The following is a 24,250-nucleotide window of genomic DNA, read 5'->3' as shown; positions in this document are numbered from 1 at the left end:
TCTGGCACGAGAGGGCTGCATGGACTGGAGTGACATGCGGATCTTCCTGGCGATTGCCCGCAGTGGCTCGTTGGGAGGGGCCGCCAAGGCGTTGGGGGTCAGTCACCCGACGGTCGGTCGGCGTTTGCAGGTGCTCGAACAGGCCAGTGGGCAAGCGTTCTTTCTGCGTACCGCCCAGGGGCTGGTGCTCACCGACAATGGCGAGCGGATTCTCGACCTGGCACTCGCCATGGAGCACAATGCGCTGGCCATCGAACGTCGCCTGGCGGGGCATGGCGATCAGCCGGAGGGGTTGTTGCGCATCTCCTCGGCCGACTGGTTCGCCTGCCTCGTGCTGTCGCCGGTGCTGGCCGAACTGGCACGACGGTATCCATTGATCGTGCCCGAAGTCATTGCCGGGCATCGTCTGTTCGACCTTGCCCGTCGCGATGCCGACATCGCTTTCCGGATCGTGCCCTTCACCGAGCCTGACATCGTCCAGCGCAAGCTCACGACCTTGCCATACGGGCTCTACACCGCATTGCGTGCCCCGGCGCCACACCCGGACGGCGAGGGGCTGGGGCTGATCCTGATGAACGTTGCCCAGGCTCATTACCCGGATGTGCACTGGGTACAACAGCGTTACCCGCAGGCCCGCACCGTGTTCACCAGCAGCAGCCGGACGGTTCAGGCACAGATGTGCGCACAAGGGCTTGGGGTTGCCGTGTTGCCACGTGTGCTCGGCGACTCGGTACCCGGCCTGCGGCTGCTGGACGAGCATCAGCCACCGCCGGGGCGGGACATCTGGATGGGCTATCACCGCGACATGCGTCAGCTGGACCGGCTGCGCGCCCTGGCCGACCTTGCCTCCAGCATGATCGGCGCAGGGTAGCAGGTTGCCGGCGCTCAGCTCGGGCGCATCGCCGCTGCCTCCGCCAGCGGTGCCGGCTGCCGCGCCAACGTCAGGCTCAACGCAACCCCTACAGCCAGGCAGGCGGCCATGCATAGCACGGCTACCATGAAGGCGTGGCTGATACGCGCTGCCGTTACCTGGTCCCCCAGCACGGTGTAGAACACGCCGCCGATGACGGCCACGCTCAGCGAGGTGCTGATCTGCAAGGTCGCGCTGGTGATGCCTGCGATCATCCCGGCATACGCCGGTGCGACCCGGCCCGTGACCAGGCGCATCAACGTCGGCAGGGCCAGGCCCTGTCCCAGCCCGATCAGGAACAGGATGACCGCCAGGGACGTGAAAGGCGGGGCAAGGCCAGGGGGAGTCACTGACATCAGCCAACCCAGCCAGAGCAAGCCGATGACCTCCAGCGCCATGCCTAGCGGGTTCACGTAACCGCCAAGCACGCGCCTGAGCAGGGGAACCGAGAGCGGTCCGATCAGGAAGCCGGCGCCGAACGGCAGGAAGACCAGGCCGGCATGCAGTGCGGTCATATGCAGTGCGCCTTGCAGGTAGATGGAAAACAGCAGGAAGAACACGCCAATGGCGTAGAAGCACAGCGCTATGGATAACGCCCGGCCCAGCCCGGGGGCTTGCAGCGCGGCCGGTGCCAGCAAAGGGGTTCCGCCGGCGCGGTGCAGGCGCGCCTCGTAGCGCCAGAACAACGCCCCCAGTACAGGCGCAGCTGCGAGCGACAGCCACGCCCACCACGGCCATCCCGCTTCGCGGCCCTCGATCAGCGGCACGACCAGGGCGCCAAGGGCCAGCATCGACAACGCCGTGCCCACCAGGTCCAGCTTGCTCGCTTGCAGCGCACGGGTGTCCTTGAGCAGGGGGATACCGAATGCAATCACCAGCGATGCGATCGGCAGGTTGACCAGGAATATCGCGCGCCAGCCCATGCCGAACAGGTCGAGCGCGATCAGCACGCCACCCAGCGCCTGGCCGATCACTGACGCCAGGCCAAACACGGCGCCGTACAGGCTCAGGGCCAATGATCTTTCCGCTGCAGGGAAAATCGCCTGCACCGAGGCAAGTGCCTGCGGCGCCATCACGGCGGCGCTCACGCCTTGCAAGGCGCGCCCGAGCACCAGTACCCATGGCGTGGCCGCCACGCCGCACAGCAGCGAAGCAGCGGCGAAGCCCAGCAGGCCGATGAAAAACATCCGGCCGCGACCGTACAGGTCGCCGAGTCGGCCGCCGGTGATCAGCGTCACGGCATAGAGGGTCGCGTAGGACGCGATCACCAACTGCTCGGCAGAGGCATCTGTACCCAGGTCGGCCTGTATCGAGGGCAGCGCAACGTTGACGATGAAGAAATCCAGCGGCGGTAGAAACGCGCCGACCAGCAAGATGGCGAACATCGACCAGCGCCGGGGTTCGGTGGCTTCACTTTCGATCCGAGACATGACGGGCATCCTGTGTGGCAACTCCGGTTCGATACGCGGGCAGACCAGGTTTCCTGGAGCTGGGCTATTGCCCGCTCATGCCTGGCCGATGGGCCACACTCTAGAGAATCACATCCCGGCACGCGCCTTACGAAACTGCACGGGCAACGTTCATTACTGTCAGTCTCACCGACACCTCAGCGAGGGGTAGGGTGGTTGGGCTTGCGCTCATCGCGGCTGGCTTGCCGGGCCTCGGCGCGTACCACCAGGCAGATGCCGACCGCCGATAGCGCCATCCCCGCTGCCATCGGCCAGGACAACGGCTCATCGAACATTGCCCAGGCCCAGAGCAGGGTGATCGCTGGGCTGAGGTACAGCACGCTGGCGACGCGGGTGGCCGAGGACCTGCGCAGGCAGGCCCAGTACAACCCATAGCCGCCCAGCGTCGACAGGACTGCGGTCCACGACACGCTCAATGCAAAGCCTGCGCTGGCAACCGGTGCCAGGCTGCGTTGGCTGCCTTCGATGGCGGCGAAGGCGAAACTGGAGACGAAACACTGCAGCCAGAGGTTCGGCAACAGGCCCATGGCCTGTACCGTGCTGCGTTTTTGCCACAACGTGGCGACCGCCAGCGAGCACATGCCGGCCACGGGCAGGCCATACGCCCACAGCGGTGCCGTGCCCAGCTTCAGCGCATTGTGGGTCACCCACAGCACCCCCAGCAGCCCGACGATCAGGCCGACCCACACCTGGAGCGGCAGGCGCTCGCCCAGCACCAGCGCTGCGAGCAGCGCCATGCCCAGCGGCAACAGGTCGGCACATAACGCGGCCAGGCCGGCGGGCACACCCAGGGCAATGCCCTGCGTCACGCCGGTCAGGTAGCCCGCCATGGCCAACAGGCCGATGCCGGTGTGGCTCAGCAACACGGCAAATGGCGTATGACATAGGGCACGCCAGACGAACGGCAACAACAGCAGGCTCACCACGAGGCAGCGCCAGAACACCACCAGCAGGGCGGGGGCATGATCGATGGAAAACCGTGCGCCGATGAACCCGGAACTCCAGGTCAGCAGCAGCCCGGCTTCAAGCAAGGGCAGCGGCAAGGCCCGCTGCCAGGGGCGACGGGTCGGCGTGGGGGGCGGGGTCGGCAGGTGCTGGTTCATACCCCGACACTACGAAATCGGGCTAATCTGATAAATCAAAAATATGTGCAGCAGTTCTTTACGGATATTGAATCATGGCGAACACGCTCGATATCGACCTCCTGCGTACCTTCCATGCCGTGGTGCGCATCGGCAAGTTCAGCGCAGCGGCCGAGCAGCTGCATAAAAGCCCGGCGGCGGTCAGCGTTCACATTCAACGCCTGGAGACCGTCGCCGGCGGCAGGTTGCTCAATCGCGACAACCAGTCCATATCGTTGACGGCCCTGGGCCGGCGGCTGCTGAATTCGACCGCCGAGCTGTTACGCACCCACGATCAGGTGCTGGCAGAGCTGCACGGGCCGGATCTGGCCGGGCGTATCACGCTCGGTGTCCCTGACGAATACGCGGCCCATGTGATTCGCGATATCTTGCCAATGTTCAGCGCTGCCTGGCCGAATGTGGTGCTCGAACTCAGGACCGGGCCGAGCCATGCCCTGAGGGAGCTGGTCCGGCGCGGCAAATTGCAGGCAGCGGTCATCGCCCAGGTTGAAGGCACGCTCGGGCCCGATGCCGAGCGACTGCTGTCGACCACGCCGGTCTGGGTCGGGCCGATGAACGCAGCAGCGGTACTTCACGACCCGTTGCCGCTGGCTGCCCATGCCTTGCAATGCCCCTATCGTGAGGCCATGGTCGAATCACTCAAGGCCTCGGGACGCCGCTCGCGCATCATCCTTGAAAGCCACTCCAACCAGGCCGTCAAAGCCTGTGTGGAGGCCGGCTTGGCCATCAGTGTGATCGACCGGGCCAAGGTCACCGAGCGTATGCAGATCCTCGAGGGCCTGCCGGCCATTCCCGACCACGACATCCTGTTCGTGCGCAGCCCGGCATCGGGCGGGGATGCCGCCGTGACTTTGCTGGCGCGGGCGATGCGGCAATCGTTTAGGTTGTAGGCAAGGGGCGCGTGTTAACCCCCGTGGCTTTCCCACGGGTGTTCAATCGCCTTACAGGGGGCGCGCGAGCAAGGCCGATGGGATGACCGATCGATCCTCAGGACGCACTGGGTTTTTTCTCGAATGCGGCCTCCAGTGCCTGCTCGATCTCGGCAAGCCTGTATTCGGCGCCTGCCCCCACGGCCGCAGTCTGATTGGCGCAATTCACCAAGAGCTCCAGTGTCGCCGGGAGGTGATCGCCCGGAAATTTCCGGAGCACGAAATGAACCGTCGCATCACTGCGCCAGGTGGCCTGATCCATGGACCAATGCGGGTTGGTGAATGCAAAAATGACCGCCTGGGTGTGCGTATCAAAGAGGGAGGGCACATACACCCATTGGCTGTTGCGCGCTTCCCAGGCGGCGACCCTGACTTCGAATCTGCCGCCTGGAGCGACGATTTTTTCCATTTCTTCCATTTACCACAGCTCCTGGGGCGGATGTTCAGCATCTGGAGGTAGGCTGCAGCAATTAGTCGGCAATGGATAGCGAAGCCGTAAAATCGCTGGCCGTTTCTTTGCGACTGGCCGCTTTCGACCCATAGCGGTCGTTCGGAAAGGGCAGCAATTGGCCTGAAGCAGACGGTACGCGATAGGAGCGAGGTGCCGTCTCCGAAGTATTACCTCTCCAGGCCGAGTCACTAGGTCATCAAGCCCTAGCCGCAGGTTTGAGTCGGAAGCTGACGCCCATACGGTTGAACGCATTCATTGCGGCAATCGCCGCTGTCAGGTCAACAAGATCCTTTTCAACAAACATCGCCGATGCGGCTGCATAAGCTTGGTCGGATACCTGTGTCTCGCTTACCCTGGTGACTTCTTCCGCCCAAGCCAGTGCTGAGCGCTCCTGATCCGAGAACAAATATTGCGCTTCATGCCATACCGGCACTAACAGCACCTTGTCCACTGACATACCTGCTTTGATCAGATCGCGTGAGTGAAGATCAATGCAATGAGCGCAGCCGTTGATTTGAGACACCCTGAGAAACACGAGGTGGATCAACGAGGCTGGCAAATTTGTCGCGGTGGTCACGAAATGATGCACGCCGCCGAGGGCCTTAGCTGCACCAGGCGAAGCTTCAAACCAATTGAGACGATTCATGATTTCTTTTCCTTTGTATGAGCGATGAAGAGCGTGGCCGCTTGTTGGCATACGGCCCAGTTGAGATGCAAACCTAAACACTTGGAGTAGATGTCGGGCCTGAAGCGGACTTTAGACTTGATCCACTCGACGGCTATGCCTAACAAAGTACGCCCGCACATCACCGTACCCTGTTGCCCTTCCAGTATTCAGTGACTCCCCCCCCTTGGCGGTACCCTCAACGGTGAAGTAATGCACCTGAGTGAGACCGATGGTGGCAAGGACGGCGGACAGGTAGGGGCGCAGAAAGTCCGGTTGACGGGCCTGTGGGCCGTTGATGTAGCCCCCGCTAGCGATTGCGACGTAAACCGGACGATCCGTCAGATTTCCGACTTTGCCTTTGGCGGTGCCCACAAACGTTTTGCCCACGCGTACCACGTGGTCGATCCACATCTTGAGTGGAGCGGGCACGCTGTAGTTGTGCATCGGCGTGGCAATCACCAGTACGTCGCATGCTTGCAGTTGGTCGATCAATTCGTTGGAACGGCTCAACGTACTGTCCCGCCCACTTGCCGTGACTACGCGTTGATTCGCTAATGCCTGGGCGTAAGGGGCATCGACTGGGGCCACGGTGTTGAGGTCTAAATCGGTCAACTGGATACCCCTTCTGCCGGCCTCGGTGGCCAAGGCGAACAGGATCTGCTGGGACAGCTTCAGACTTTCCGAAGCCTCTGCATTGGGGCTGGTGACCAGTCGAAGAATGCGCAAAGGAGCAAGTGGCTGTTGGGACGATGTCATGAGGTCTGCCTTCTTGGATGTGCATGCGGGTTATGGCGTATCGAACTGTTTTTGAAAGCGCAGTGCACCCGTCAACAGGCCTTCACGGAAGTAGAAACGTTGCGCGCGGGCGTTGGCCAAACCCGTGTCGAGCACCAGGCGTGCACAACCGCTGGCGCGCGCCAGTCGTTCCAAAGCTTGCAATAAGCGCGATCCCCACTGGCCACCCCGCTGAGCCTCGGCGGTTACAAGGTCATCGACATACAGGAATGCGCCGTAGACCAGGTTTTCCTGAAAGCGGTAACTAGCCAGTGCTACAAGAACGCCTGCGTCATAAGCGCCAATCAGGCGATAGCCTTCAAGGCGCATACGCTCGATGCGGCTGACGAAGTCGGCTTCGCTCGTCAGATGAGGGCGCAATTGCTGCATTACCGGGAATGCGCTGCACAGGTCATGGGTGCTGTCCAAGGGACGCAGGGCGGTATCGGCCAGGTCGAGCACGCTGGGTATGAAGTTAAGCAAAGGGAATTTCATGGGAGGTGCCCTCATCAGTAGGTGATGGAGCTATATTGGACTACCATTGACCCACTTGATTGATCCAAGAAATGGGATATGAACTAGGCCATGATGACCTCCCCCAAGCCGCCTTTTGCTCCCTTGGAAGAGCAGTCCGCCTTGCCCCTTTATCGTCAACTGTACGACCGCGTGCTGGCCGCCGTTGCCGCTGGCACGTTGTCCCCCGGTGACCGCTTGCCGTCGGCGCGCGCCATGGCTAAGGAGCTGGGGGTGGCACGTGGCACCGTCGAACTGGCCTATTCGCTGATGGCCAGCGAAGGGTACCTCCTGGCGCTCGGGCAGAAAGGCACCGTAATCAATCCTGAACTGCAGAAGCCTGTGTCAGCGGCCACCGTATTGCCAGTCAGCAGCCAAGTGATCGAAGACGCGCCTGATTCGCTCTGGCGTCCACCGCAGCTGTTGCCGTTCCAGATGGGGGTACCGGCGCTGGATGCATTTCCGCGCAAGATATGGGCGCGTCTCGGTGCTCGGTATCTCCGTGGGATGCGTCTGGGAGATCTGGACTATCCAGCACCCCACGGCCTGGCAGCGTTGCGCAGCGCCATTGCTTCGTATCTGCAGGTGTCCCGAGGTATCGATTGTGGTGCCCATCAGGTGTTTATCACCAGCGGTTGGCGCAATAGCCTGTCCTTAGTCGCACATACCCTGTTGCAGCCAGGCGAGTGCGCCTGGGTGGAAGACCCGGGCTATCCCACTACGCGCCAGGTGCTTCGCCAGTTCGGCCTGGACCTGGAAGCGGTGCCGGTTGATGCAGAAGGCATGAACGTAGAACACGCCATCGCGGGTTCTCGGGCTGCTCAGGTTGTCATGGTGACACCAGGGCATCAGAGCCCGCTGTCGATGGCACTGTCGCTGCCACGCCGACAACTGCTACTCGATTGGGCTGCCCGCACCGGTGGCTGGATTGTCGAGGACGATTACGACGGCGAGTACCGCTACGTCAGCCGTCCACTTCCAGCGCTGGCCAGCTTGGATCGCCATGGGCGCGTGCTGTATGCCGGCACCTTCAGCAAGGTGCTGTTTCCCGGTATTCGCCTGGCTTATCTGGTGGTGCCGCAGGCGCAGGTGGCAGCGTTCGAGCGCGTCGGACGGGCCTTGTTTGCTGCCGGGTCACCGTCAATTACCCAGGCTTTGGTGGCGGAGTTCGTTGCCGAGGGACACTTCGCTCGGCATATCCAACGCATGCGCCGCCTCTACAACGAGCGACGGGCATTGACCATCGAAGCACTGGAGCGGAGTTTGCCGAAGGGTATGCAGGTGGAACGCTCGCCAGGCGGTATGCACCTGGTACTGCGTTTACCGGAGGACGTAAGCGACACCGCCCTGGCCGAGCAGGTGCTGGCGAGGGGCATGTCGGTACAAGCGTTGTCGCGCTGGGCTGCCTCATCGCAGCGTCAGTCAGGTCTGCTCCTGAGTTTTACCAACTGCGCCACGACTGCTCCAGGCGAGCAGCTTGGCGCGTTGATCAGCAAGTTACTCAGTTGAGGTTGGCCTTGTTCAGGCCGAAGAGTTCATCGGACGAGCCCGGGATCGCCTGGAAAGCCACATTGAGGCGATTCCAGCCATTGATGGCGACGATTAGGAACGACAAATCCGACAGCTCCTGCTCGGAAAACTGCTCACGCGCCCTCGCATACAGGCTGTTGGAGATACCATGAGGCGGCAGTTGGGTCAGGGCTTCAGTCCACTCCAGCGCCGCCCGCTCTGCTGGCGAAAACAGCTGTGACTCACGCCAGACGGCCACGTGGTGAAGACGCAGCTCGCGCTCGCCATGGATCTTGGCCTCTTTCACATGCATATCCACGCAGAACGAACAGCCGTTGAGCTGCGAAGCGCGCAACATGATCAGGTGGGCAAGATCGGCCAGTAGCGGCTTCTTGCTCAGTTGCAGGGTGAGCTCCACCAGTTTATTGGACGCTTGGGGAGACAGTTTGAAGTAATCAAGGCGGTTGTTCATGGGGTAGTTGCTCGTAGTGGGTGGATGGTTGTTGGAGCCCACTGTAGCAACGCTTGGAATAGCCCCACAGGGCCAAAATGGTAGCTTCGAACTAGGCCATATCTGTATCGAAGTGCGCCATGATCACCTATCGAGCGATAGGGTCGAAGGGGGGCAATAGGCCGTTTATTGGCCTCCGCGAATGGCCGCAATGGGTCGAAAGCGGCCAGTCGCGGAAGGCTGCTTACGACCCGTAGCGGACTGTCCTGCCTTGGGGCTTGCGTGGTGGATGATGTGTTTGCCTGAAGATCTTCGTTGCCTATGAGATCGAGCGCCGCCCGCGCGGCGCATCGCGGATAAATCCGCTCCTACATTTTGTTGCAACGTGGCCATGCCTGTGAGGCCACGGTTGTCAGCCTTGTTGGCACGACGGGATGTTTGGGGGGCATCGATGCCGCCTCGCATGCCTTGAGACATGCACCAAGGCAGGCAACCATGGCGTAACAGGTTCGGCACGTTGCAACAAAATGTAGGAGCGGATTTATCCGCGATGCGCCGCGCGGGCGGCGCTCGATCTCATAGGCGCTACATACCGTTAGGCGAACACATCCGAATCCACGCCGCGCTACGATCCCAGGAAGATGTCAGTAAGCCGCAACCCCGATCACTGCAGGTGCTGTCTGATCGCCTGGGCCGCCTGGTCCATCGCACTGCGCGTACCGGGCACCTGGCCGAGCACGTTGAGCAGGCCGAAGTCATGGATCATGCCGTTGTAGCGCACGGCGGTCACCGGGACACCGGCAGCGCCCAGCTTGCGCGCGTAGGCTTCGCCTTCGTCGCGCAGCACATCCATCTCGGCAGTCTGGACCAGCGCGGGCGGCAGGCCTTTCAACTGCTCCAGGCTGGCGCGCAGCGGCGAGGCATGGATGTCGTCACGCTGCCTGGGGTCGCTGGTATAGCTGTCCCAGAACCACTGCATCATGTTGCGCGTCAGGAAATGGCCGTCGGCGAACTGGTTGTACGAGCCGTTGTTGAAGTTGGCGTCGGTCACCGGCCACAGCAGGGCCTGGAAGCGCAGCTTCGGCGTGCCGGCCTCCTTGGCCTTGAGCGCGACAACCGCTGCCATATTGCCACCAACGCTGTTGCCTACCACCGCCAGACGGCTGCCATCGACGCCAATCTGCTTGCCGTTTTCGGCAACCCAGCGGGTGGCGGCGTAGGCCTGGTTGATGGCGGTGGGGAACTTCGCTTCCGGTGACGGGGTGTAGTCGACGTACACCGCCGCCGCACCGGAGCCGAGCACCAGGTCGTGGATCAGGCGTTCGTGGGTCGGGTAGTCACCCAGCACCCAGCCACCGCCATGGAAGAACATGAACACCGGCAACTCGCCTTGCGCCCCCTGTGGGCGTACCACGCGGATCTCCAGGGCCTGGCCGTCGACCGCAATAGTGCGGCGCTCGACCTGGGTGCCGGCAACGTCGACCTTCACGCTGGCCTGGGCGCCAGTGAGCACGGCACGCGCGTCTTTCGGCGCCAGGGTTTCCAGCGGTTTGCCGCCACCGGCTTCAAGGGCCTGAAGGAAAGCCTGGGTAGTGCTTTCCACACCGGGGCTACCGGCGGCGAAGGCACTGTTGACGGCGAGCGCAAGCAGGCCGACGGCGAGGGGGCGGGAGAGTTTCATGGTCAAGCTCCTGGGGCGCTGGGTAAGGTGATCAGTTCTGGTTGGCGGAGGTGGTCGGGCGCAGGTAGCTGACCTTCTGCACCTTGCCGTCACTGTCGCGGTAGGTCAGGGTGGCGGTGCTGGTGTGCCCGCTGGCGTTGGCCGGGGCATCTATGGCGATGACTTGAGCGATGTCCAGGTGCGTGCCGTACTGGTACGGCGAGGCGGTCTGGGCGAAGGCACCGAAGCTGGCACCGAAGGTCAAGGTGGCGATGGCGATTGCTTTGCTGAAGTTCATGGTCATGCTCCGTTAGCTGGGATAGTGGAATCAGCATCTGCTTGCTGGTTGATTGGTATGTTGCGCGATAATAATTAGTGCGCAAAATACATTTCCGTAATGGTGCTGATTGAAACGCTGCATCAGCCCCGGCCGTCGCCGCCGAGCGGCGACGTCGGGTGGTTTGGCTAGCGTGCTGCCGGCGGGAAGTCGATATCGGTAATGGCGATGTTGTTCAGGTAGTTTGTGAGGGTTAACAGCGTCACCTGCGCCACCACCTCGACGATCTTGCCATCGTCGATACCCGACTCACGGGCTGCTGCAATCTGCTGGTCGCTCAGCTGACCGCGGCTTTCGGTGACCTGGCGCGCCAGTGCGGCAACGGCGCTGAGCGTGCCGCTGCGGGCCTGGCTGATTGCCTCTTCGCTCAGGCCCGCTTTGCCTGCAAAGAAAGCGTGCGCGGCCAGGCAGTAGTCGCAACCGTTCACCTGCGAAGCGGCGAGGGCGACCACTTCACGTTCAGCGGCGCTCAGCGAGGTTTTGCCCAGGGCTTGGGCCAGGCCCAGGTAACCGTTCAATACAGCAGGGGAGTGGGCCAGGGTGCGGAAGGCGTTGGGGATGAAGCCGAGGCCTTTCTGGATACCTTCCAGAGCGGTGCGCGAGGCAGCAGGTGCCTGGTCCAGCGAGAGGGCAGCGATACGAGTCATGGTCATTCTCCAAGGGTTGATTAACGGGCTTGTCGATCAAGCTTGGAGTCAATGTTAGGGAGCTGGGCTTTCCTTTCGGCTGCAGATCATCGAAATTATGCAACAGATCGTCTAAACCCGAGTGTGCCATGGACCGATTGTCGACGTTGCTCAAACACTTCAACCTGCATGCCGCCACCTTTCACCAGGGCGCCTTCTGCGGCACCACCGACCTTGATGGGCAGCAGCGGGTGGGGTACGCCCACCTGCTGCGTGCCGGCCGCCTGGCCTTCAGGGACAAGCACGGGCAGGTTGTGGAACTGAACGAACCGAGCCTGATTCTGGCGGTGCGCCCGCAGGCACACCGGTTGGTGGCGACCGAAGCCGATGAGGCGGAGCTGGTCTGTGCCACCTTGCAGTTCGAGGGCGGTGCCAACAACCCGCTGACCTTGGCCTTGCCGGATTTCATCATCAAGCCACTGCGCGAACTGCCAATGCTGACCGGTACCCTCGACTGGCTGTTTGCCGAAGCCTCCAGCGACGAATGTGGCCGCGATGTCATGCTCAATCGCCTGTTCGAGCTGATGGTGATCCAGCTGCTTCGCCACCTCGTCGCCAACCGCAGCATTGCCTCGGGGATGATGGCCGGGCTGGCCGACGCCCAGCTCTCGCGCGCACTGGTCGCCATCCACAGCGAACCACAGCACAACTGGTCGGTGGCGCAGATGGCTGATCGTTCAGGCATGTCGCGGGCCAGCTTTGCCGCGCACTTTCGCCACACCGTGGGCATGACCCCGGCGGACTACCTGGCCAACTGGCGCATCAGCCTGGCCCAGAAGCGCCTGCGCGAGGGGCGCCCGATTGCGCTGATTGCCGATGAGGTCGGCTATGAAAGCCCGTCGGCCTTGGCCCGGACTTTCCGGCGCAAGGTTGGCGCGAGCCCGAAGGCCTGGCTTAAACAGGGTTCGACCTAGGGCCAGGGGCGCCTACAGGTGCTCCCGGAGAAAGTCGACGAACGCCTTGGTGCGGGCGGAACGCCGTCGCTCGGGGCTGAACACGGCGCTGACAGGCAGTGCGGTGGCCTGGTAATCGTCAAGCACGCTATGCACGCTGCCGCGCGCGACATCGGCTGCGAACAGCCATTCGGGCGACAGGGAAAGGCCCAGGCCGCCGAGCACCATTTCGCGGATGGCCTCGCTGCTGTTGCTGGTGACATTGCCTTTGATGGCAACCTCGAGCGCCTGCTCCCCGCGGCTGAACTGCCAATTGTCATAGTGCGTCAGCAGGGTGAAGCCGATGCAGTTGTGGCCGGCCAGTTCGGCGGGCTGGTGTGGCTGCCCGTAGCGCTCCAGGTAAGCCGGCGCAGCGTAGACCCGGCGCACGCTGCTGCCCAGGGGCACGGCCACCAGACCGTCGTTTTTCAGCACCCCGATGCGGATGGCGACGTCGATGTTTTCCGTCAGCAGGTCTTCGTTGTGATCGTTCAGCCGCAGGTCGATCCGCACTTCAGGGTAGCGCTGCAGAAAGCTGCCAATCAGCGGTGCTATGCACAACCGCCCGTAGCTCACCGGCGCGGCGATCCGCAGCGGGCCTGCAATCTGCTCCTGGCCACTGGCAAAGCTGCGCGTGGCGGATTCCAGCTGGCCGAGAATCTCCTGGCAGTGATGGTAGAACCGCTGCCCTTGGTCGGTCAGGGCCAGCTGACGGGTACTGCGGGCAAATACCGGCCCGCCCAGGTAGCGCTCCAGGGCGCGGACCTGTTTGCTCACCGCAGGTTGTCCGATGTTCAGTTCGCGAGCGACCGCTGAAAACGACCCACGCTCCACCACGCGTACGAAGACGCGCATGCTGTCGAACAGATCCATTGCCATCTGGCCTCTCTGCGGAATAAGTCCTATGCCAATCTAGTGTCTTATCGGAATGAGCGTGGCGGCGCAACCTGTAAGCGTCCACTCAATCGAGGTTGCCATCATGAAACCGACCATGCTCGCTGCTATCGCAGAATCCGCCCAAGCCCCGCTGGCTGTGCGCCACATTGCCCGCCCGATACCCGGGAAGGGCCAGGTGCTGGTGCGGGTCCACGCCGCAGGCGTCAATCCGCTCGATACCAAGATCGCCACCGGCGCAGGCGCGCATGCTCGCCAGCCGCTGCCGGCGGTACTCGGCCTGGACCTCGCCGGCACGGTCGTCGAACTGGGCGAGGCGGTCGAAGGGTTTGTCGTCGGTCAGGCAGTGTTCGGCATGGCCGGTGGCATCGGTGGGGCCCAGGGCACCATGGCCGAGTACATTGCGGTGGATGCCCGGCTGATCGCAGCCAAGCCGCATGCACTCGCCATGAGCGAGGCGGCAGCGTTGCCGCTGGTATTCATCACCGCGTGGGAAGGGCTGGTCGATCGCGCCAATGTCCGCCCTGGCCAGCGCGTGCTGATTCACGGTGGGGCCGGTGGGGTCGGCCAGGTGGCGGTGCAGTTGGCCAAGGCACGCGGCGCCGACGTGTATGCCACCGGTTCGGCGTCCAGTCTCGATTTCATTCGCGCCCTGGGCGCCACGGCAATCGATTACCGGGCGCAGAGCGTGGAAGCCTATGTGCAGCAGTACACGGCCGGGGAGGGGTTCGATATCGTCTATGACACCGTAGGCGGCAGCACCCTGGATGCTGCCTTCCTGGCGGTCAGGCCTTATACCGGCCACGTGCTCAGTTGCCTCGGTTGGGGCCAGCACAGCCTCGCGCCGTTATCGTTCAGAAGCGCCACGTATTCAGGCGTGTTCACCTTGACACCGTTGCTCACCGGCCAGGGGCGTGAACACCACGGGGCTATCCTGCGCGAGGCGGCTGCGCTGGCAGATGCCGGGCAGTTGCAAGTGCGGGTGGACCCGCGGCAGTTCGCCCTGGCAGATGTCAACGAAGCGTTTCGCCAGGTAGCGGAAAGTCGTGGTACGGGCAAGACGGTGATCCGCTTGTCCAGCGACTAGGTACCGCGACCGTGCAGACGACTTGGTTCAACCCGGTCGCTTCTCGTATCATCGGCGCATTCGCCTGTGGATCGGAACCTGTGCAATCACTCACCGGAAAACTTCAGCCTGCTTCGGCAACCCCTGCGAAGTGGGACGCAGGCGAGGCCGTCAGCCAGCTGTCGTGGGACGACTTGCGCATCATCAAGACCCTGAGTGATTGTGGCAATCGTGCCGCCACGGCCAAGAAGCTCGGGGTGAACGTGTCCACCGTTTCGCGGCGCATTGCCCAGGTCGAGCGCACCCTGGGTATCGCCCTGTTCGATCACCGCAAGTCGGGCTACCTGCTCACGGCCGAAGGTGCCGAGTTGCGGGCGCTGGCCGAGCGTGTGGAGCTGGACATCGTCAGCGTCACGCGGCGGGTTTCCCGTGCCGGCCAGGGCCCCCTCGGCAAGCTGCGGATCACCACCAGCGACTCGCTGCTGCTGTATTTCCTCACCCCGATCATCGCCGAGTTCAAGGCGCTGAATGAGGGCATAACCCTGGAAGTACTGGTCGGCAACCAGACCTTGAGCCTGGCCCGGGACGAGTCGGATATCGCCATCCGGGCGACGCGCAAACCTGCCGATAGCCTGGTCGGCCGCAAACTGGCCAACATCGCCTGGGCGCCATACTGCTGCGCCGGTCAGGCAGGTACTGCCGCCCTTTTCGAAGGCGAGCAGGCATGGGTCTCGTATGCTGGCGCGCTGTGCGGTTTGCGGGCGACAAGTTACGTCGAGAACCGGGTCGCCCCCGAGCGCATCGTGTACCGCACCGACTCCGTCGCCGCTGCGAGCGCGGCCATCGCGGCAGGGCTCGGGTTTGGTTTTCTCCCGTGCATGCTGGGCGACATCACCCCGGGGTTGGTCCGTGCCGGCCCGGTGGTGCCGGAGCTGCAGGATGAACTGTGGCTGTTGACTCACCAGGACATTCGCAAGTCGTGGCGAGTCAAAGCCTTCATGACCTTCTGTGCCGCCGCCGTGGCCGAGCAGAAGCCCTTGGTCGAAGGGCACCTCCCGGCCAGCTGAGGCCAGCCCGGGCCAGCTAGCGCCCGGATGCGCCGGCGCCAATCACGGCCTTGCAGGCGATCTCGATCAATTGCGGGCGCTGGGCAAGCCTGGAGACACCAATGATGTTGCTTGCGCACTGAGGTCGCTCAGTGCCGTATGCCGCCTTGCGTACCTTGCCGACGACGGCGAAGGCCGCGTCCATGTCCAGCACGTAGAGCGTCTCCTCGACCACATCCTGCAAGGTTGCGCCATACAGGGCGAGCAGCTTGGCAATGTTGGCGTAGGAGGCCCGCATCTGCTCGCCCATCGCCGAGAAGTCACTGGGCCTGCCGTCGGCATCGAGCGGCGCCGGGGCGACCAGGTTGCCGTCCTCGTCGTGGTTGAACTGGCCCGACACATGGATCTCGTTACCGACCCGGCGTGCCTGCGGATAGCCATAGGCATCCTCCCAGGGAACGCCCCAGTAGGCGGTGTCTTTGTTGAGTGGTTGTGAAGCTGCCATATGCGTTTTCCTGCAGATGAGCGGGCCGGATTGACCCGCATGGACAGGCGAATGCTAGCAGCGCATCGCCACCCCTGATGGCGCAAAAAAGAGCTTCCGCGAGCGCAAAAGTGCGCCACCGATGCCTGCCGGGTTTCGCTATCTTGTGTTCCACCTCAAGCGGCGACGACGCCGAGGCATGCACCACGAACGGTGCGACTGACCATCATCCAGCGGAGAGGAAGCAACCATGCGCAACCCTAAAACCGAAGTTCTGACCCCCCTCAACAGCCAGCTGATCTTCATCGACCAGCAGCCGCAGATGGCCTTCGGCGTGCAGAGCATCGACCGCCAGACGCTGAAGAACAACACCGTGGCCCTGGCCAAGGCGGCGAAGATCTTCGACGTGCCCACCACCATCACCACGGTCGAGACCGAAAGCTTCTCGGGGCACACCTACCCGGAGCTGCTCGCGGTGTTCCCGGACGCTCCGCTGCTGGAGCGCACCTCGATGAACTCCTGGGATGACCAGAAGGTGCGTGACGCGCTCAAGCACAACGGCCGCAACAAGGTGATCGTTTCCGGCCTGTGGACCGAAGTGTGCAACACCACCTTCGCCCTGTCGGCGATGCACGACGCCGGTTATGAGATCTACATGGTGGCGGACGCCTCCGGCGGCACCAGCAAGGAAGCCCACGACTACGCCATGCAGCGCATGATCCAGGCGGGCGTGGTGCCGGTTACCTGGCAACAGGTGCTGCTGGAATGGCAGCGCGACTGGAAGAACCGGGCCACCTACGACGCCGTGATGGCGCTGGTGAAAGAACATTCCGGCGCCTACGGCATGGGCGTCGACTACGCCTACACCATGGTGCACAAGGCGCCTGAGCGTGTTCAGCATGGCCCGACCCTGGCACCGGTCGCGGCAGCTGTCTGAACCGTCACCAGTAGCCCCCTGAATGGGGCTGGTGATTGATGCAAGGGTGCGCAGCAGGCCGAGCCACCTGGGCCTGGTCTTCCCCTGGGAAGCCCAGTGCCTGGTTTGTGACCGCGGGAAGGCGCGCACCCGGTTACCTGGATGTGTGAACGGGTGAGAACATGGAACAATTCACCGCGCCGGCGTCAGTGCCGGCGGCAACGGCGCCGCTCGGTGCCTGGCAGATAGAAGCCGCCAAACAACTCATGCTGGAAAAGCTGGACAGCGGCATCTCGGTTGCCGAAGTCGCCGAAGCGTGCGCATTGTCACGCAGCCACTTCTCGCGCATGTTCAAGCAGAGTACCCATATGCCCCCGCAGCAATGGTTGCGCGAGCAGCGGGTGCTGAAGAGCAAAACGCTGCTGAAAACTTCCACCATGTTGCTTGTGGACATCGCACTGACGTGCGGCTTCTACGATCAATCCCACTTCTGCCGGACCTTTTTCAGAACTGAAGGCATGACCCCGCAGAGGTGGCAGCAGCAGCTGTTCGGCGGTCATCGTCGGCAAGCACGGCGTCTGCAGTGACAGGGCGCGGCGGCTAGTACCGCGGTGTAGGCCGGCTGCCGGGTGAGTGACATCTTGATACAGGGAGAGGCGCAACCAGCTATCGGCCTTGCGCACAATAGTGGCACTATGGTGTTTCACAGTTAGGGAAACATCCGGTACGGATATCCGGGTGTCATGCGCACAGGACCAATGGAATATGGTTTCGATTCAGGTGAATGGTGAGGACAAGACCGCAAACATAAGCGACTGGTCTATATTCTGGAGCGACAAGTTCGAAGCCCTGGCACTGACCTGTCATTTTCCATCTGGAAAAAAATACATTCGCCCGCTCAGTAACTGCAGGGTGTCACCCTCTCGCGAACTGAGCAATGTGCTGCTGATCAGACCCGGCAGCACGATCGTCAAGCCCATCGAAAAAGCGGTCATCTACGGCGAGCGATACGCCGTGGTGCATTATCCGGGTACCGACAAGCCCTATATTCACAAGATGGACGGCATTGTCTTCAGCGCGCCTACCGCGATCAGCGATACGCCGGTGTTCGCTTATTTCAAGGCTGTTGCAAGTGCCCGCCAGGCTCACGCGCAGTCAGAGTCCGATCGTGAAATAGCCAGCAATGTCGTGGCTCAACTGGGGAAACTGCCTGCCAGCGCCAGCACGGCCTTGCAAGCCTATTGCACCGGGCGGAACGGCACGCTGGCGCCAGGCCAGGGGCTCATCTATCCGTTCGGGCTGAACGAAAGCCAGTACCAGGCCGTCGAGCGGGCGTTCAGCGCGCAGATCAGCGTGATCGAAGGCCCACCGGGCACCGGCAAGACCCAGACTATCCTCAACATCCTCGCCAATATCCTGTTGCGCGGGCAGACGGTGGCGGTGCTGTCCAACAACAATGCGGCTGTGGCAAACGTCTACGAGAAGTTGGAAAAGTGCGGCCTGGGCTACCTGGTAGCCAAGCTTGGTAAAAAGGAAAACCGCGAGGCCTTTTTCGCCAACCTGCCGGCGTGGCCCGCCAGCGCGCCCGGGCCGGCACCGTCCCTGGAAGAAATACAGACCTTGCTGGCCCGCTTGAAGCAGCACCTGCAAGACCACAACCGGGCGGCACAACTGCAAATCGAACTGGACGAGCTGGTCATCGAGCGGCGCTACCTGCAGCAGTGGCAGGCAGAAAACGGTGTGCAGGCCACGGGCTCGTTGGACAAATACGGCCTGACCCCGCGCAAGACGGCCGACCTTATGGCCTACCTGGCGCACCTTGGCGAGCAGCGCGTGCAGCTCAAGGACCGCATCGAGCTGCTGTTCAAATTCAGAATCTTTCGCACCACACCATTCGCCGCGGGCGAGGCGCGCATGGCTGCGTTCCATGCCCTGCAGATGCATTACTATGACAAGTCGCAACAGGCCAAGGAAGCCGAGCTGCGGGCGTGCCGTGAGTCGTTGGCACGGGCCAACTTCACGGCGCTGCTGGAAGCGCTGACAACGGCATCGATGCAGCATCTGAAGCAGCATCTGCAAAGCCGGGCAGCGCCGCGAGGCAGCTTCGATGGCAAAATCTACCGCAGCGATTTCGATGCCTTCGTGCAGCGTTTCCCTATTCTAGGCAGCGGCACGCATTCCATCGTCAACTCGATCGCGGCGGGGGCGATCCTCGACTACGTGATCATCGACGAAGCGTCTTTGCAGGACATCGTGCCGGGCATCCTGCCACTGGGCTGCGCCAACAACCTGATCGTTGTCGGTGATAACCGCCAGTTGCCCTACATCCCGGTGAAACTGGGGCTTCAGGCGCCGGCCGAGGCCTACGATTGCGAGCGCTACAGCCTGCTGGATTCGTGCATTGCCGTGTTCCGGGACGCACTGCCAAGGACGTTGCTGAAGGAGCATTACCGATGCCACCCGAGGATCATCCAGTTCTGCAACCAGCAGTTCTACGACAATGCGCTGGTGCCCATGACCGTGGATAACGGCGAACAGCCCCTGCGCCTGGTGGTCACCGCCAAGGGCAACCACGCACGCAAGAATACCAACCTTCGCGAGTTGGAGTCGTTGCTGAAGGTGCTCGAGGACGAAGGGCAGCCTGTCGTCGTGGACCCTGGAGGCCGCGGTTATATCGCCCCGTTCCGGGCCCAGGTCAGCCTTTCCGACAAGCACCTGCCGACGGACTTCGTCAATGACACTGTGCACAAGTTCCAGGGCCGCGAGTGCGACGAAATCGTCTTCTCGACCGTGCTGGACAAAAAGCGCTACAACCAGGCGCAAGGACGCCTGGACTTCGTCGACGACCCTTGCATGATCAACGTGGCAGTGTCGCGGGCCAAGCATCGCTTCACCCTGGTGACCGGTGATGATGTATTCACCAGCAATAATGGCCACCTCGCCGCCTTGATCCGCTACATCAGCTATTACGCGCAGGATGAGCAGATCGTCCGTGCGCCGGTGGTGTCGGCATTCGACTTGTTGTACCGCGAGTATGACCAGTCCCTGGCACGCCTGAACGCTCGTCTGCGGCCGGAGGATTCACGCTACAAGTCCGAGCAGATCGTGGCACAGTTGCTGCGCGAGGCGCTGTCGGCCCCGGCGTGCCAGGCGCTGAAGTACCACACGCAGATCCGTCTGGATAAGCTCGCATCGCCCAGTAATCCCGCCTGGACGGCAGCCCAGCGGGCGTTCATGAGGCGCGCCAGTTGCGATTTCGTGATCTATTACAAAGTGGGCAAGACACCGGTAGGGGTGATTGAGGTCGATGGCGGCTATCACGACCACCCCGTGCAGGCGGCGCGGGATGCCATGAAGAACGAAATCCTGGCTGGAAGTGGCATTCCCATTTTGCGGCTGCGGACGGTTGAGAGTGATATCGAGCGCAGAGTTGGCGAATTTCTTGGGCAATGGGCCAAGCCGGTTCCGGACGCCTGAGCAGCTGGGTCTGAGGCTGGCACTGAACAAATGCCACGCGTTTATCTCCCAGAAGCATGGATAATGCGCTGGATTGACCATTGCCGAGAACCGTTTGCCAGGCGGTTGGCTGCGAAAGGCACACATCAACTGACTGCGAGGACATTTGGTACATGAAAGCTTTGCTGGACCGTGCACGCCAATGGGCCAAGTCGCTCAAGCGGCAAACCATGGTGCTCTGGTTCTGTTACCAGCACTCCGATACGCCGTGGCTGCCCAAGTGGATAGCGGTGTTCGTGGTGGCCTACGCGCTGAGCCCGATCGATCTCATTCCAGACTTCATACCCGTGCTGGGCTATCTGGACGATGTGATCATCTTGCCCCTTGGCATCCTGTTGGCAATTCGCCTGATGCCGCCGGCCGTGCTCGCGCAGTGCCAGGAGCAAGCCCTGGCGTGGGAACAGAGCCAGGTGAAGCGACCGGTCAGCGTTACCGCAGCGGTGTTCATCGTACTGATCTGGATAGCCGTGCTAACGGGGGCGTTACTGGCTTTCGCTCATTACTGAGCGCTTGTCCGAGCCTCGCGAATCCCACCGCTTGATGACTGCTTACCCGCTCAACAGATGACCTGAGGCCAGCCATCGGCTGGCTGGCCTCAACCGACATCAGCCCTTGCTCAGATCAACCAATGGCGTCTGCCGCACCTCGGTTTCGCGCCCGCCCTGGATCTCTTCCACCTGCTGCAAGGCCTTGTCCACCGCTGCCTTGTCCGCCAACAAGCTGTAGCGGATATGGAACTGCCGGTGTTCCTTGGGGCCGATGGTCGGCACCAGGTTCAGTGGCCGCTGGTAACGGCGGTTGTAGGAAAAACTTGTCCCCGGCTCCAGCCCCGTGACATAGCCCTGGCCTTGGGTGTCGGTATTCTTCCACAGCGAGAACACCGGCAGCGTGCCGGTATTGAAACCGACCGCAACGCCCAGGTTGCCAGCCTTGTTGTGCAGCACGGTCAAGGTATCGCCCTTGGCATCGGCATACGGCACCACGTTATAGACCGTCTCGTCATAGTCCCGGGTCGGCGCGCGGTAGGTCTGCCAGTTGGGCAGGTCGCCCTTGGCCTTGTCGTTGAACGGCGACACCTGTTTCACCGGCGCGGCGAAACGCGCGCCTTGCTCGAGGAACGGCGTGCTGAAGTTGCTGTGGTACAGCGCCTGGTATTCCTTCGCATAGTCGCCATTGTTGGTCAGCGTGTCGTTGACGGTGAACGCCACGCTGCCGGGCTCGGTGACCAGTTCGGTAGCGACGGCGAAGTCGACCTTCTTGAACGCCTGTTCTTTCAGTTCGCCACGCAAGCTGATGGCGTACGGTGGTTTCTCGTCGATGTGCAGGGTGACTCTGTTCGCAGGGATGTTGGCGGCGCGGCCGTGCAGGGTCAGCAGCTCGCCATTGTCGATGCCGGGGTGGCCGACCCATTCGTAACCGCAGCGGGTGACCAGCTCGTTGAAGCCTTCCAGCCAGCCCAGGCCATTGCGCCCGTTGAGTTCGATGAAGGACGGGTTGACCACCTCCTTGACCGGTGAATCCCAGCCCAGCCGCACCGTGCCGACCGAGGCCTGCAGGATGTTCATGCCGCGCGTCGGCACGACCGACAGTTTCATCCTGCCGTTATCGATGTCGACGATGCTGACACCCTCCTGCCGCCCCCCGTGCAAGGTGCGCAGGGTCACGCTGAAGGGCTTGTCGGTCTTGACGCCCAGTTGCTGGCTGGTGATCTGCCAGTCCTGGGCGGCCTTGTCGGTGTCGAGCAGGACGTAATCCCAGGCCATGGCGTGGGAGGTCGCGCACAGGGCGCTAAGCGCAACGAAGCGTTTGAGGCGAAACATGGGCAACATGCCTTTCTTGGAATTGTGCCCATTTTATAGACCTACAAAAACGTTTCAGCAAGCGCGCCAGACGGTGTTTTCGGCGAAGCCCTGGTCAGCTGATTGATGATGGGGTTCGTAACGCTTTGCCAGCACGGAATTCTTCGTCGATGGCCGGGGACTCGACAAAATCTCCGAGGGGCCGCGGTTGGGTTTCTCGGGATTTCATACAGAGCCTAGTACGAACGTGCTAATTGACCCTGTCTTCGCCGGTTTCGTATAGTCCGTGCAGGATTAGTGAAATCGGGATAGGACATCCATGAGCTACAGACTTCTACCACTTAAGCGATGGCTGGCCATCGTGTCCATGACTTGTAGTGGCATGGCCATGGCCGCACAAGCGCCAGGCGATTACTGGATCATCTACGGCAAAGGGGAACGTTTGCACAACGAAGTGTACGTTGCCGATAGTGCCGGCATCCTGCAAAAGCCGGGTGGTGTGCAGTCGGCGCAGATCATGCAGTTGTTTGAAGACCCTGCCTATCCAACCCTCGTCGCCTATGAAGTACAGGTCAAATGTAAACAGCGCCAGATCCGCCTGGACAGCGCCCGGGCGATACGACGCTTCGACGGCGCGGTGAAGGATGTGAAAACCAATGCCCGCGATTGGGTCGCACCGAAGGACTATTGGCTACAGCGTACCTTTGCCTTCGTTTGTGCCCCTGATAATCGAGCACGCAACCAGATGTTGTCGATCGGTAAGATGCCGGCCACGCAGATGGTTGCCACCGTCCAGGCCATGTTCAGTCAGTTGGTCGGTGTCCAGGCAAACAGCCAGGCGGTACAAAAACTGGACGACATGCTGAGCAACAGCCCGTGATGTACATACGTTTTCTGCCACTCGGCCTGATGCTGTTGACTCTGCCTGGTTGTATCCCGACCCTGCCGGAACTGTGCGCTGGCCACCAATGGCAGGGGCGTGACGCCAAACAGGCGATTGACTTCTTCGGCCCGCCTGGGCACATGGAGCCGTTGCCGGGTGGAGGTGGGGTGCAGTTGGGCTGGTACCGCGACACCACCTACGTGCGTAAGGAAGTAGTCGGCAGCACCGCTGAAATGCAAGGCAACGTGATGGTCCATACCAATTACTGGGATGACGTGACGCATGCTGGTGGTTGCACGATCCTGATGAAGGTGAACAAGGCACGGCTGATCAGCGACTTCTCTACCAAAGGGCGCTGTAACGGCGTCAGCCTGGCGCCTTAGGCTCTGTACGAGATCCCGAGAAACCCAATCGCGGCCCTCGGAGGCTGAGATTTTGTAAAGTCCCTATCGTTATTGGCCGTCCACGCCTGGTGCGCGCCTACCGCCAGCGCGATGGCGGCCACCGCGACCCACAGGCCACTGGCGTTGGCGGCGCCTCGTAACTCGCCAGCGCCGGCCGGAAAGCTACAGGGCATTTGTTTTCCTGGCAGAGTAGGCGTTGCGCCAGAGTGTCAGTACCACACAGTTGTCCAGCGTTTCACCACCTCGCGGCCGTATTGTTGAATCCACAGTTGCAGCGTTTTGTTTAACGTGCTCTTCGCTTCGATCATCTCACCGGTGTACGGGTTTCTGTAGTACTTGCTTTGTCGTGCCTTGAAGCGGTGGCGTGGCGGAGGGGGCGACCATGAGTGTCGGGTGTCTTCGTATTCGATTCCACTGATCGCCAATATATCCGACAGGTCGAATTGGTACTCGGCGAGCAAGTCGTGGAGTTTGCCTTCGAACTCGAATTCTCGTTTTAAATGAGGGTCGACCTTTATGAAGGACAGATCGGTTTTCTTGGCGGCGAGCAAGTATTCGAGTGCACGGAACTCTGCGAGGCGAGACATGGGATTCCTCCATTGCGTGATGAGGCTAGTGTTAGCGCCCAGCAGGCAAGAATGCAAGTGTCGAAATATTTTGTGAAATCTTCGTTCCGAATTTAAGTGTGGAGGTGGGTTTCATGTTTAGTGATTCTCTTTGGCTGTAAGTTGATTCCCACATTGAACATTGCGCAGAGGTCGCTGAAGCTGAGGGAGTTGCCTTTGGAGGGTTTGGTCGGTACATTCTGGGTA

Annotated in this window: 26 protein-coding genes; 12 read left to right on the top strand and 14 right to left on the bottom strand. The window is 61.8% G+C overall.

Translation table 11 applies throughout. From position 1 onward, the window contains the following. Positions 1–19: 19 nt before the first annotated feature. Positions 20–871, top strand: coding sequence for a LysR family transcriptional regulator (locus tag HU763_RS14745; protein ID WP_186677363.1), 852 nt, complete (start codon positions 20–22; stop codon positions 869–871). A gap of 14 nt (positions 872–885) precedes the next feature. On the opposite strand, the gene HU763_RS14740 is transcribed toward HU763_RS14745, so the two are convergent. Both HU763_RS14740 and HU763_RS14735 read right to left on the bottom strand, forming a co-directional pair. After that, the gene (locus HU763_RS14740) at positions 886–2,340 is read right to left on the bottom strand and encodes an MFS transporter (RefSeq protein WP_186690440.1); all 1,455 of its coding nucleotides are present in this window, start codon (positions 2,338–2,340) and stop codon (positions 886–888) included. A gap of 176 nt (positions 2,341–2,516) precedes the next feature. Further along, complete coding sequence (locus HU763_RS14735) at positions 2,517–3,482, bottom strand: DMT family transporter (protein ID WP_186690438.1); 966 nt, start codon at positions 3,480–3,482, stop codon at positions 2,517–2,519. Positions 3,483–3,556: 74 nt separating this feature from the next. Here HU763_RS14735 and HU763_RS14730 point away from each other — a divergent pair, with 74 nt between their 5' ends. Continuing rightward, positions 3,557–4,411, top strand: coding sequence for a LysR family transcriptional regulator (locus tag HU763_RS14730; RefSeq protein WP_186690436.1), 855 nt, complete (start codon positions 3,557–3,559; stop codon positions 4,409–4,411). 97 nt (positions 4,412–4,508) lie between these two features. Here HU763_RS14730 and HU763_RS14725 read toward each other — a convergent pair whose 3' ends face one another. The 4 genes from HU763_RS14725 to HU763_RS14710 all read right to left on the bottom strand — a co-directional run bounded on the left by HU763_RS14725 (position 4,509) and on the right by HU763_RS14710 (position 6,837). Further along, positions 4,509–4,868, bottom strand: a complete 360-nt coding sequence (locus HU763_RS14725) for a hypothetical protein (protein WP_186690434.1) — start codon at positions 4,866–4,868, stop codon at positions 4,509–4,511. Between the two features lie 229 nt (positions 4,869–5,097). Beyond that, positions 5,098–5,547, bottom strand: coding sequence for a carboxymuconolactone decarboxylase family protein (locus HU763_RS14720; protein WP_186690432.1), 450 nt, complete (start codon positions 5,545–5,547; stop codon positions 5,098–5,100). Positions 5,548–5,658: 111 nt separating this feature from the next. Next, the gene (locus HU763_RS14715) at positions 5,659–6,324 is read right to left on the bottom strand and encodes an FMN-dependent NADH-azoreductase (protein ID WP_186690430.1); all 666 of its coding nucleotides are present in this window, start codon (positions 6,322–6,324) and stop codon (positions 5,659–5,661) included. Between the two features lie 30 nt (positions 6,325–6,354). Further along, the gene (locus HU763_RS14710) at positions 6,355–6,837 is read right to left on the bottom strand and encodes a GNAT family N-acetyltransferase (RefSeq protein WP_186690428.1); all 483 of its coding nucleotides are present in this window, start codon (positions 6,835–6,837) and stop codon (positions 6,355–6,357) included. 90 nt (positions 6,838–6,927) lie between these two features. On the opposite strand from HU763_RS14710, the gene pdxR reads away from it, so the two are divergent. Next, on the top strand, positions 6,928–8,364 hold the full coding sequence (gene pdxR / locus HU763_RS14705; RefSeq protein ID WP_012314954.1) for a MocR-like pyridoxine biosynthesis transcription factor PdxR: 1,437 nt from the start codon (positions 6,928–6,930) through the stop codon (positions 8,362–8,364). On the opposite strand, the gene HU763_RS14700 is transcribed toward pdxR, so the two are convergent. From HU763_RS14700 to HU763_RS14685, 4 genes are all read right to left on the bottom strand, one after another. Next, complete coding sequence (locus HU763_RS14700; protein WP_058639944.1) at positions 8,357–8,836, bottom strand: carboxymuconolactone decarboxylase family protein; 480 nt, start codon at positions 8,834–8,836, stop codon at positions 8,357–8,359. The two genes, pdxR and HU763_RS14700, sit on opposite strands and share 8 nt — an antisense overlap. 643 nt (positions 8,837–9,479) lie before the next feature. Beyond that, complete coding sequence (locus HU763_RS14695) at positions 9,480–10,496, bottom strand: alpha/beta hydrolase (RefSeq protein WP_186690426.1); 1,017 nt, start codon at positions 10,494–10,496, stop codon at positions 9,480–9,482. 31 nt (positions 10,497–10,527) lie between these two features. Next, positions 10,528–10,773, bottom strand: coding sequence for a DUF2790 domain-containing protein (locus HU763_RS14690; RefSeq protein ID WP_170030361.1), 246 nt, complete (start codon positions 10,771–10,773; stop codon positions 10,528–10,530). 167 nt (positions 10,774–10,940) lie between these two features. Further along, entirely contained in the window at positions 10,941–11,459 is a 519-nt protein-coding gene (locus HU763_RS14685; protein ID WP_186690424.1) for a carboxymuconolactone decarboxylase family protein, read from the bottom strand. 128 nt (positions 11,460–11,587) lie between these two features. On the opposite strand from HU763_RS14685, the gene HU763_RS14680 reads away from it, so the two are divergent. Then, positions 11,588–12,412 (top strand): AraC family transcriptional regulator, encoded by an 825-nt coding sequence (locus HU763_RS14680; RefSeq protein WP_186690422.1) that lies wholly within the window; start codon positions 11,588–11,590, stop codon positions 12,410–12,412. A gap of 12 nt (positions 12,413–12,424) precedes the next feature. On the opposite strand, the gene HU763_RS14675 is transcribed toward HU763_RS14680, so the two are convergent. Next, the gene (locus HU763_RS14675) at positions 12,425–13,303 is read right to left on the bottom strand and encodes a LysR family transcriptional regulator (protein WP_186690458.1); all 879 of its coding nucleotides are present in this window, start codon (positions 13,301–13,303) and stop codon (positions 12,425–12,427) included. 106 nt (positions 13,304–13,409) lie between these two features. On the opposite strand from HU763_RS14675, the gene HU763_RS14670 reads away from it, so the two are divergent. After that, the gene (locus HU763_RS14670; RefSeq protein WP_186690420.1) at positions 13,410–14,411 is read left to right on the top strand and encodes a zinc-dependent alcohol dehydrogenase family protein; all 1,002 of its coding nucleotides are present in this window, start codon (positions 13,410–13,412) and stop codon (positions 14,409–14,411) included. 80 nt (positions 14,412–14,491) lie between these two features. Next, positions 14,492–15,457 (top strand): LysR family transcriptional regulator, encoded by a 966-nt coding sequence (locus tag HU763_RS14665; protein ID WP_186690418.1) that lies wholly within the window; start codon positions 14,492–14,494, stop codon positions 15,455–15,457. Between the two features lie 16 nt (positions 15,458–15,473). On the opposite strand, the gene HU763_RS14660 is transcribed toward HU763_RS14665, so the two are convergent. Then, on the bottom strand, positions 15,474–15,941 hold the full coding sequence (locus HU763_RS14660) for a Rid family hydrolase (protein ID WP_186690416.1): 468 nt from the start codon (positions 15,939–15,941) through the stop codon (positions 15,474–15,476). A gap of 229 nt (positions 15,942–16,170) precedes the next feature. Here HU763_RS14660 and HU763_RS14655 point away from each other — a divergent pair, with 229 nt between their 5' ends. The 4 genes from HU763_RS14655 (at position 16,171) to HU763_RS14640 (ending at position 20,858) form a co-directional block, all read left to right on the top strand. Continuing rightward, on the top strand, positions 16,171–16,857 hold the full coding sequence (locus HU763_RS14655; protein WP_170030355.1) for a hydrolase: 687 nt from the start codon (positions 16,171–16,173) through the stop codon (positions 16,855–16,857). Positions 16,858–17,018: 161 nt separating this feature from the next. Beyond that, positions 17,019–17,423: a helix-turn-helix transcriptional regulator gene (locus HU763_RS14650; RefSeq protein ID WP_186690414.1), complete on the top strand. Its 405-nt coding sequence runs from the start codon at positions 17,019–17,021 to the stop codon at positions 17,421–17,423. Between the two features lie 178 nt (positions 17,424–17,601). Continuing rightward, positions 17,602–20,313, top strand: coding sequence for an AAA domain-containing protein (locus tag HU763_RS14645; RefSeq protein WP_186690412.1), 2,712 nt, complete (start codon positions 17,602–17,604; stop codon positions 20,311–20,313). Positions 20,314–20,465: 152 nt separating this feature from the next. Beyond that, entirely contained in the window at positions 20,466–20,858 is a 393-nt protein-coding gene (locus tag HU763_RS14640) for a YkvA family protein (protein ID WP_170030352.1), read from the top strand. A gap of 99 nt (positions 20,859–20,957) precedes the next feature. Here HU763_RS14640 and HU763_RS14635 read toward each other — a convergent pair whose 3' ends face one another. Beyond that, positions 20,958–22,172, bottom strand: coding sequence for an aldose 1-epimerase family protein (locus HU763_RS14635; RefSeq protein WP_186690410.1), 1,215 nt, complete (start codon positions 22,170–22,172; stop codon positions 20,958–20,960). Between the two features lie 340 nt (positions 22,173–22,512). Here HU763_RS14635 and HU763_RS14630 point away from each other — a divergent pair, with 340 nt between their 5' ends. Both HU763_RS14630 and HU763_RS14625 read left to right on the top strand, forming a co-directional pair. Then, positions 22,513–23,031 carry a hypothetical protein gene (locus HU763_RS14630; RefSeq protein WP_186690408.1) on the top strand — a complete coding sequence of 173 codons (519 nt, stop codon included), beginning with the start codon at positions 22,513–22,515 and terminating at the stop codon, positions 23,029–23,031. Then, positions 23,031–23,417, top strand: a complete 387-nt coding sequence (locus HU763_RS14625; protein WP_186690406.1) for a hypothetical protein — start codon at positions 23,031–23,033, stop codon at positions 23,415–23,417. Before HU763_RS14630 ends, HU763_RS14625 begins: the two co-directional genes overlap by 1 nt. 230 nt (positions 23,418–23,647) lie before the next feature. On the opposite strand, the gene HU763_RS14620 is transcribed toward HU763_RS14625, so the two are convergent. After that, positions 23,648–24,025 (bottom strand): histone-like nucleoid-structuring protein, MvaT/MvaU family, encoded by a 378-nt coding sequence (locus tag HU763_RS14620; protein WP_170029410.1) that lies wholly within the window; start codon positions 24,023–24,025, stop codon positions 23,648–23,650. Positions 24,026–24,250 lie beyond the last annotated feature (225 nt).

Source organism: Pseudomonas anuradhapurensis, assembly GCF_014269225.2.
Taxonomy (GTDB): Bacteria; Pseudomonadota; Gammaproteobacteria; order Pseudomonadales; family Pseudomonadaceae; genus Aquipseudomonas; species Aquipseudomonas anuradhapurensis.
Note: the sequence above shows the minus strand (reverse complement) of the source record. Positions and strands in the feature narration are given on the sequence as shown.

What these genes read in the sequence shown, in the direction of transcription:
- HU763_RS14745 (WP_186677363.1), top strand. Translation starts at nt 20, where the DNA reads ATGGACTGGAGTGACATGCGGATCTTCCTGGCGATTGCCCGCAGTGGC.
- HU763_RS14740 (WP_186690440.1), bottom strand. Translation starts at nt 2,340, where the DNA reads ATGTCTCGGATCGAAAGTGAAGCCACCGAACCCCGGCGCTGGTCGATG.
- HU763_RS14735 (WP_186690438.1), bottom strand. Translation starts at nt 3,482, where the DNA reads ATGAACCAGCACCTGCCGACCCCGCCCCCCACGCCGACCCGTCGCCCC.
- HU763_RS14730 (WP_186690436.1), top strand. Translation starts at nt 3,557, where the DNA reads ATGGCGAACACGCTCGATATCGACCTCCTGCGTACCTTCCATGCCGTG.
- HU763_RS14725 (WP_186690434.1), bottom strand. Translation starts at nt 4,868, where the DNA reads ATGGAAGAAATGGAAAAAATCGTCGCTCCAGGCGGCAGATTCGAAGTC.
- HU763_RS14720 (WP_186690432.1), bottom strand. Translation starts at nt 5,547, where the DNA reads ATGAATCGTCTCAATTGGTTTGAAGCTTCGCCTGGTGCAGCTAAGGCC.
- HU763_RS14715 (WP_186690430.1), bottom strand. Translation starts at nt 6,324, where the DNA reads ATGACATCGTCCCAACAGCCACTTGCTCCTTTGCGCATTCTTCGACTG.
- HU763_RS14710 (WP_186690428.1), bottom strand. Translation starts at nt 6,837, where the DNA reads ATGAAATTCCCTTTGCTTAACTTCATACCCAGCGTGCTCGACCTGGCC.
- pdxR (WP_012314954.1), top strand. Translation starts at nt 6,928, where the DNA reads ATGATGACCTCCCCCAAGCCGCCTTTTGCTCCCTTGGAAGAGCAGTCC.
- HU763_RS14700 (WP_058639944.1), bottom strand. Translation starts at nt 8,836, where the DNA reads ATGAACAACCGCCTTGATTACTTCAAACTGTCTCCCCAAGCGTCCAAT.
- HU763_RS14695 (WP_186690426.1), bottom strand. Translation starts at nt 10,496, where the DNA reads ATGAAACTCTCCCGCCCCCTCGCCGTCGGCCTGCTTGCGCTCGCCGTC.
- HU763_RS14690 (WP_170030361.1), bottom strand. Translation starts at nt 10,773, where the DNA reads ATGAACTTCAGCAAAGCAATCGCCATCGCCACCTTGACCTTCGGTGCC.
- HU763_RS14685 (WP_186690424.1), bottom strand. Translation starts at nt 11,459, where the DNA reads ATGACTCGTATCGCTGCCCTCTCGCTGGACCAGGCACCTGCTGCCTCG.
- HU763_RS14680 (WP_186690422.1), top strand. Translation starts at nt 11,588, where the DNA reads ATGGACCGATTGTCGACGTTGCTCAAACACTTCAACCTGCATGCCGCC.
- HU763_RS14675 (WP_186690458.1), bottom strand. Translation starts at nt 13,303, where the DNA reads ATGGATCTGTTCGACAGCATGCGCGTCTTCGTACGCGTGGTGGAGCGT.
- HU763_RS14670 (WP_186690420.1), top strand. Translation starts at nt 13,410, where the DNA reads ATGAAACCGACCATGCTCGCTGCTATCGCAGAATCCGCCCAAGCCCCG.
- HU763_RS14660 (WP_186690416.1), bottom strand. Translation starts at nt 15,941, where the DNA reads ATGGCAGCTTCACAACCACTCAACAAAGACACCGCCTACTGGGGCGTT.
- HU763_RS14655 (WP_170030355.1), top strand. Translation starts at nt 16,171, where the DNA reads ATGCGCAACCCTAAAACCGAAGTTCTGACCCCCCTCAACAGCCAGCTG.
- HU763_RS14650 (WP_186690414.1), top strand. Translation starts at nt 17,019, where the DNA reads ATGGAACAATTCACCGCGCCGGCGTCAGTGCCGGCGGCAACGGCGCCG.
- HU763_RS14645 (WP_186690412.1), top strand. Translation starts at nt 17,602, where the DNA reads ATGGTTTCGATTCAGGTGAATGGTGAGGACAAGACCGCAAACATAAGC.
- HU763_RS14640 (WP_170030352.1), top strand. Translation starts at nt 20,466, where the DNA reads ATGAAAGCTTTGCTGGACCGTGCACGCCAATGGGCCAAGTCGCTCAAG.
- HU763_RS14635 (WP_186690410.1), bottom strand. Translation starts at nt 22,172, where the DNA reads ATGTTTCGCCTCAAACGCTTCGTTGCGCTTAGCGCCCTGTGCGCGACC.
- HU763_RS14625 (WP_186690406.1), top strand. Translation starts at nt 23,031, where the DNA reads ATGTACATACGTTTTCTGCCACTCGGCCTGATGCTGTTGACTCTGCCT.
- HU763_RS14620 (WP_170029410.1), bottom strand. Translation starts at nt 24,025, where the DNA reads ATGTCTCGCCTCGCAGAGTTCCGTGCACTCGAATACTTGCTCGCCGCC.